Source organism: Neisseria iguanae, assembly GCF_003013245.1.
Classification (GTDB): domain Bacteria; phylum Pseudomonadota; class Gammaproteobacteria; order Burkholderiales; family Neisseriaceae; genus Neisseria; species Neisseria iguanae.
Map to the genome: position 1 here is coordinate 1 of NZ_PXYY01000113.1, position 7,009 is coordinate 7,009.

The window sequence follows — 7,009 nt, forward strand, 5'->3', positions numbered from 1 at the left end:
GGAGAAAACAACATCTTGCTCGCCAGGCCGGCATTGCGCCAACCATCGTTTAAAATCTTTCACAAACACATGGTGGCTTTTAACACGACCCCAAGAAACGTTTTTTTGATAACCGCTTTCTTTCAGCAACATGACCTTCAGACGGCCTTGTGAGGCAGCCTCGGCCTCTTCAGGCCGTCTGAAAGATTTATCATAGTGTTTGAAATTGCTGGTAATCAACAACACATCATGTTTTTGGGCCAATAACTCGGCCAGATACCAAAAGCGGTTGAAGTGCGGTTCATTCGGTAATGAACAATAAGGAGCGACAATTGTAATTTTCACTATTCAGACGGCCTTACATGTTGTACGCAGCCATGGTGGTGCGGTAGATTTCATCATCAGAACACAGATGGGCAACACGTTCATGCAATGCTTTGCCCATTTGATTGCGCAATTGGCGGCTCTGCACTAATTGGGAAACTGCTTCAATAAACGGCTCTTCCTCGCCAAAAGGAATACAGTATCCGGTTTTGCCGTTGATGACTATTTCAGAAATACCAGCCATGTTATAGGTGACAACCGGCGTATCATATAAGCCTGATTCTAAAATATTATTACCGACACCTGCGCCATGATCACCTACGCAATGAGGGGTATTGACCAAAATATCGACTTCTCTGAAATAGCCGGTCAAATCACGCACACCGCCTAAAAAAGTAACTTTATCGTCAATATTTAAATGCTTGGCTTGGGTTTTCAGATTTTCCATTTCTTCACCGATGCCGGCTACATTGAGGCGAACAGGTAAACCACGGTCAATCATTTTTTTGAAAATGTCCAACATCAAGTGAACAGCACGGACTGTATCCAAGCGGGAAAGGGTGCCTAGCATGATGTAGTCTTTTTCGGTTTTTTCAGGAATATGGTCTACTTTGTGCAAAGCATTATAAGTATAGGTAATTCGGTTGGCAGGAAAACCATGACGAATCAGTTTTTCTTGTTCGTGTTTGCAGTTACCGATGATATACACGCCCAACTTGTCGAAAAGCTTTGCAATTTTAGGGTAGGTTTGTGGATCTAAGCCGCGCGCATGGTAAAACATTTTGGTTTTAGGCGAAGCAATTTTGGCGGCAATGGTGCAAGCAGGTACAATTCGCGCCATTTGACAGTGAATGATATCAGGCTGCTCTCGTTTTAACATTTTCATATAGGCAAACATGGCTTTGATATAGCCTTTTTTACCGCTTTGATAGAAATCGATATGTTGCCAGTTGATTCCCAATTCCTGAACTTCTTCGATTAAAGGGCCGTCTGAAGAAGCCAATACTACGTCATGGCCACGGGCATTTAATAAACGACCCAAGCGGAAGGTTGCATTTTCAGTACCGCCTAAGCCTGACATAGAGGTTGTTAAAACAATTTTCATAATGTTCCCGATAAATGATTGGCATTTTTTATTTTGCCTGTAATGCAAGTAATATAAATAAAAATCAAAAAGCAGGGAATCCAAATAAACGGCATTCTCAATATTGTTGATGGAATAAATCCTGACAGCAAGAAGATTCCAAGGCATACCCATGCAATCACTTTAGATTTGGAACGAATGTTTCGCGTTATCGTGTTTTTTAGATAAATCAAAATATAAGAAACAAAACCTAATAATGAGATAATGCCAAAACCCAAATACAATTCAATAATAAAGCTATGCGGATTTTCAAACCCTAAGCTGTTACTTAAATGGCCGCCAAAATATTCCTTAAAGTTTTTAGATCCGTATCCAGTTAATAAGAAAGGTGGATTTTGCCAAAAATAATTGTAAATTTCTCGTCGGTAAGATGCTGAGTTGTCATTACCTAAGTCGTATAAAAATAAATAAACCCTTGATGAAAAGCGTTCTAAAAATTGGTTACCGTCTAATGATAATAAAAATTCTTGGATGATGCTCGAAGGAATTAGGGATAAAATCAATAACATTAACGCTGTTGCGCCGACGGTAATCAATCTATTTTTTTGATACACAATATAAACAAATAAAATTAATAAATAACAGGCGATAGCGGCTCGAGAAACACTGGCAAAAATAACTAATCCGAGCGTGAAGAATAATATCCATCCGTATAAACGTTCTTTTACCGATTTCCCTTCCAGTTGGAAGAAGAACAAAATCGCAGGTGCGATACATACTGCACAAGTAGCAAGGTTATTGGGATTGAAAAATAATCCTTTTAAGGAACCTGCTTCAAGTGCCAGCTCCTCACTTGCACTAACGAATTGGATGCCGGTTGCCAGTTCGATAAAGGGAGGGACAACAACATAGAGTACAAAAATAGTTAAGAATTTTTGGATTCTGCCTAATGGTTCTTCATCTCTGATCAAAACTTGATAAAAAATATAGAAAAAAGCCGGCAATCCCATGAAAAAAATAATATCTATAAATTGCGTCGGCGTAAGATCTGAAATCAGGAAATGAATACCGGGCCAGAGACTTAATGCGGCAAGTGACAGCAACATCATATAAATATTACGGGGAACTCTTTTGTTTTCTAAAAATAAAACTAAAAAGCCAAATGCAATAAATAATATGGTTAAAAGGTTATCAATACGTGGGATTCCCAATTTAGATGAGAGTGTCGGGCCGAGCATGTAGCCTAATAACATTAAATAGAGAACAACACTATAAATATTAATACGTTTTATCTTCATAATTTTTCCCTATTAAGCTGGTAGTGTTTTCTTGGCCTGTGTCCGCAGTGAACGGGAAATAGGTACAATGCTCCTCCCTCTCACCTACTTTGTTGCCGATACGTGCTAATGATTGTGTTTGTAAACGGAAGAAAACGCCGTTAATGTTATTAGATGTTTCCGGATGCCAAGAAGGAATAATCAGCATATGCATTATGTATTTTTCGAAAGTGAATCTTATTTTTTCAGACGGCTTTTAATTACTTGCATGCCATTTTGTAACTGTGATTGATGTTTCCAACCGAGCAGAAGTAGTCCGATCAACCAAAATACAGCAAAAATCGGATAATTTTGCTCTGTTCCCCAGTAGGTATAAATCAGGCATATCAGCAGACAAAATGTTGCTTGGGTATAAATTTTCAAGCGCGGTAAACTTTTCCATAATCGGGAGGATAGCTCCGACTTAATAATAAAAAAGACCCAAAATGAAACAGCACCTGCCATGGCTGCGCCTTGTGCGCCTGCGTGAGGAATCAAGAAATATAATAGGCTAAAATTAATGATAAAGGCAATAATGTTAACAAGTGTAATCAGCCATGTTCTTTTAATGACATTTAATCCGATGCCACTTACTTCGGTTAATGTATAAAATAACGGGAAAAGCATGCTCGACAACAGTATAAATTGGACGGGCGCATATTTTTCGGGCAGAAACCAAGTAACAACCGGTGAAAAAATGCCAACTAAACAAATAATTGTGCTGATTAATGCTGTCATAGATAGCGTGATGTTTCCAATCTTATCCAGATTGGTATTTTCTTTTACCCATTTAAAAACTAAAGGTGCCCAAATGGTTGAAAAAATGCTTTGGAAAATCAATGCAATGGCACTAAAGTTAATGGCCATTGAATAAATACCTACTTGTTCCCAGTTGGCTATTTGTTTCAATGCGAAACGGTCAATAGAAGTAAACCCCCAATAAGCCAGATTTCCGAAAGCCAAAGGTAAGCCATAATGCAAGCCCAAAGTATGCATTTCAGCTGACCAATCGGCTTTCATGGCAGCGAGAAGTTCATTTCTGGTTTGATACAGCAATAATGCAACAGTTAATACTTGGGCCGCGGTATAAGCAAAAACTAAGCTGATTGTGTCAGTGGGAAATCCAAATGCAATATAGCTTAATACAAACACTAAAATTAAAAATTTTGGTGTAAGTTGGCTGAAAGAAAAAGCCAATGCATTTTCCTGCATACGCAAAATTAATGCAAGAAAACGGGTAAACAGGGTAGTTGTTAAAAATAATAAAAATAGAGCACCTAGTGTCTTATTGTTTAGGGTAAAAATAATTTCAGACGGCCATGCTATATTCCAAAAGGCGACTAACAGGCTTCCTGTTATGACCAAAATCAAAGGAGATAGGCTGAATGACTTGAATAAGGCTGCTTTATTTTCCGCTACGTAATATTCGCGGATATATGCTTGATCTAGTCCGAGTCCCAAAATCAAAACGGTTAAACTTGCAATAGTTTGTAATAAAACAATACGCCCAATGTCTTCTGCCGGAAAATACCACGAAATCAGAGGTAGGGAAATCAGTCCGAAAGCCGCGCTGCCGATGGGACCGAGCGCGTAACCTAAAAATTTTCGTGCATTCATATATTCGTTTCAGACGGCCTATTGGACAGTTAAAGTGAGTGTTTAGGTAATATATTTGAGGCCAACCGACCATTTTTTGATATTCTTTTTAGGGAAAGCTTTTTTGGCATATCTGAGCTGCCAACGACGCCAAGAAAGCCGACCGGCTTGGCCAGCCAGCCGGTTTATTTTACGATTATGCTTTGATGACTTTAGGATTATTAACCGGAAATTTACCACGGGTATCCACGATTAATTTCGCATGTTCGGTAATCATTTCGTAATCAAATTTATCATGATCCGTTGTCAACACCACACAGTCGAATTGAGCGATGTTTTCAGGCGTCAAGGTTTCGCTCTTCAGATCGAAGTAGTGATGTCCCGGAATATGTGGGAATTCAGGCACATGCGGATCAGAGTAAAAAACATTGGCGCCCAACTTCGCCAAGCGATCCATCACTTCTACGGAAGGGCTTTCACGCATATCATCAATGTTTTTCTTGTAAGCAATACCCAAAATCAGGATTTTGCTATCTTTAATGGAACGGTTGTGTTCGTTCAAACCCAAGCTGACTTTTTCGATAACATAGTCAGGCATATATGAGTTTACTTCGCCAGCCAATTCGATAAAGCGGGTATTCACACCGTATTCGCGTGCTTTCCATGTCAGGTAGAATGGATCAATCGGAATACAGTGGCCGCCCAAACCCGGACCTGGATAATAAGCAACGAAGCCGAAAGGTTTAGTTGCCGCAGCAGCAATCACTTCATGAATATCGATATCCATTTTATCGGCAACAATCTTCATTTCGTTCACCAAGCCGATGTTGACGGCACGGTGGATATTTTCCAGTAGTTTGGTCAGTTCGGCAGCTTTGGTTGAGCTGACAGGCACGACTTTGTCAATGGCGGGTTCGTACAAGGCTTTACCTACTTCCAAGCAGGCAGAGGTATGGCCACCGATAACTTTAGGAATCGTGCGGGTTTCAAAGTTAGGGTTACCCGGATCTTCACGCTCTGGAGAGTAAACCAAGAACACGTTTTCACCGACTTTCAGACCGCCTTCTTCTACGCGTGGCAACAATTCTTCTTCGGTTGTACCAGGGTAAGTAGTCGACTCCAAAGATAATACCTGACCTTCGCGCAAGTAAGGTTTCACAGCATCGGTGGTGTCGATAACGTAGCTCATGTCCGGTTCGCGGTATTTGTTCAATGGTGTCGGTACGCACAAGATAACGGCTTCTACTTCGCCAATGCGTGAAAAATCAGTGGTGGCTTCAAATAAGGATTGGCTCGCGACAGCAATTTTCTCAGAAGGGATATGCTCAATGTAGCTTTCACCTTTGTTCAATTTGCTGACTTTGGTTTCATCAATATCGAAGCCCAATACTTGATAACCAATATCGACATAACGCAGCATCAGCGGCAGACCAACATAACCCAAGCCGACAATACCGATTTTGGCGGTTTTATCAGCAAATTTTTGAATAGTAATATTTTTCATGATTTTTCTCATGTGATTGATAGGAAATTCATCTTACACGGCATTTGAACGGGCTGTTCAATAATGCCTGTGTGATTGCTATTTCAGTACGTTTTACTAAAAAAACAGTGCCAAACTGGTTCTTGTAGGCTCTGTATGTAGGTAACGAACACAATCATAAGCGTTTTTAAGAGTCGTTTCAAACAAAAAAGGTTTGTCGTGAAAGGATATAATTATACGATAGTTTTATTACGATGAAGAAATATCAGGAACATAGGCACAAAAAAATATTTTAAATATATAAAAAATAATAACTTATTTGTATTTCTGAGCATGGGTAAAGAATAAAGTAAAAAGAGTATCGTTTAATTTAGTGAGTTGAACGGTAGCATATTTACTTTATTTAACACTCATTAGTCATTCATGTAGTTCCTCTAAAAATAAATTGTTTCAATTTAGCCTATATGGACATTTTAGGTTGGTAAAAATCGCTAAAATGCTTATCATATAAGGCTTTTAGCGATTTTTGCCAATATTTATAAAAAATGTCCTTTTTACCATCAAAACGGCATAATCAGTACGGTCGTAAAAACAGCAAAGATATAAATGCTCTCGTTGTAACAAGCCCATTCCTACCCCAAAGCCTCCTCTCCCGAGCAGTTTGCGCACCAATAAATTCACGGCAAAGAAACTCATCAGGAGCCGGTTCGAGGTTATCGGTGCAATGAAGAACCGCCGTAAAATCAGACTGGCACCGATTGCCGTCAAGCAACCCGCAAACCGTTGCCGATGTCGTGATGGATACAACTTATCTCAGTAGCAGTTTCGGCGTCATGGCATTTCTCAACCAACTCAATGGAGCGGTTGGCCATATCCAATTTACCGGCCATGAAACAGTAGAGTCAAAGAAATTAAAAAACAGTACAAATCCGCATAAAGTAAAAGAAAAGGGTATCTATGCAGTCAAGCCGCCAATCCTGACGTATTTTCTTAATCCGAGCCCAATATTTTTCAACAGGGTTAAAGTCAGGACGATAAGGCGGTAACCAAAAAATCGTATGACCTGTACCTTCAATTAAATCTTGAATATCAGCTCTTTCATGAAACGCGGCATTATCCGTCACGGCCGCACTGTTTTGAGGTAATTCCGGCAATAGCAAAGACCCAACCCGGTTGAGCAGTTTGCCGTTGTGAATTGCGCCTGCAGCATCGGTTTTGTTTTTAAGC

Annotated in this window: 5 protein-coding genes and 1 pseudogene; all 6 read right to left on the bottom strand. The window is 39.8% G+C overall.

The window, feature by feature from the left end; genetic code table 11:
- Positions 1 to 324: pseudogene (locus tag C7N83_RS12395) on the bottom strand (hypothetical protein); the annotation flags it as partial.
- A 13-nt stretch (positions 325 to 337) separates the two neighbouring features.
- Positions 338 to 1,408 (bottom strand): glycosyltransferase family 4 protein, encoded by a 1,071-nt coding sequence (locus C7N83_RS12400; protein WP_106743019.1) that lies wholly within the window; start codon positions 1,406 to 1,408, stop codon positions 338 to 340.
- Positions 1,405 to 2,685 carry an O-antigen ligase family protein gene (locus C7N83_RS12405; protein ID WP_106743021.1) on the bottom strand — a complete coding sequence of 427 codons (1,281 nt, stop codon included), beginning with the start codon at positions 2,683 to 2,685 and terminating at the stop codon, positions 1,405 to 1,407. Before C7N83_RS12405 ends, C7N83_RS12400 begins: the two co-directional genes overlap by 4 nt.
- A 216-nt stretch (positions 2,686 to 2,901) precedes the next feature.
- On the bottom strand, positions 2,902 to 4,320 hold the full coding sequence (locus tag C7N83_RS12410) for an oligosaccharide flippase family protein (protein ID WP_106743023.1): 1,419 nt from the start codon (positions 4,318 to 4,320) through the stop codon (positions 2,902 to 2,904).
- A gap of 175 nt (positions 4,321 to 4,495) precedes the next feature.
- A complete protein-coding gene (locus C7N83_RS12415) occupies positions 4,496 to 5,803 on the bottom strand; it encodes a nucleotide sugar dehydrogenase (RefSeq protein ID WP_106743025.1) in 1,308 nt (435 codons plus the stop codon).
- Positions 5,804 to 6,693: 890 nt separating this feature from the next.
- Positions 6,694 to 7,009 (bottom strand): transposase (locus C7N83_RS12420; protein WP_211296615.1); only part of this gene is annotated, 316 nt, incomplete at its 5' end.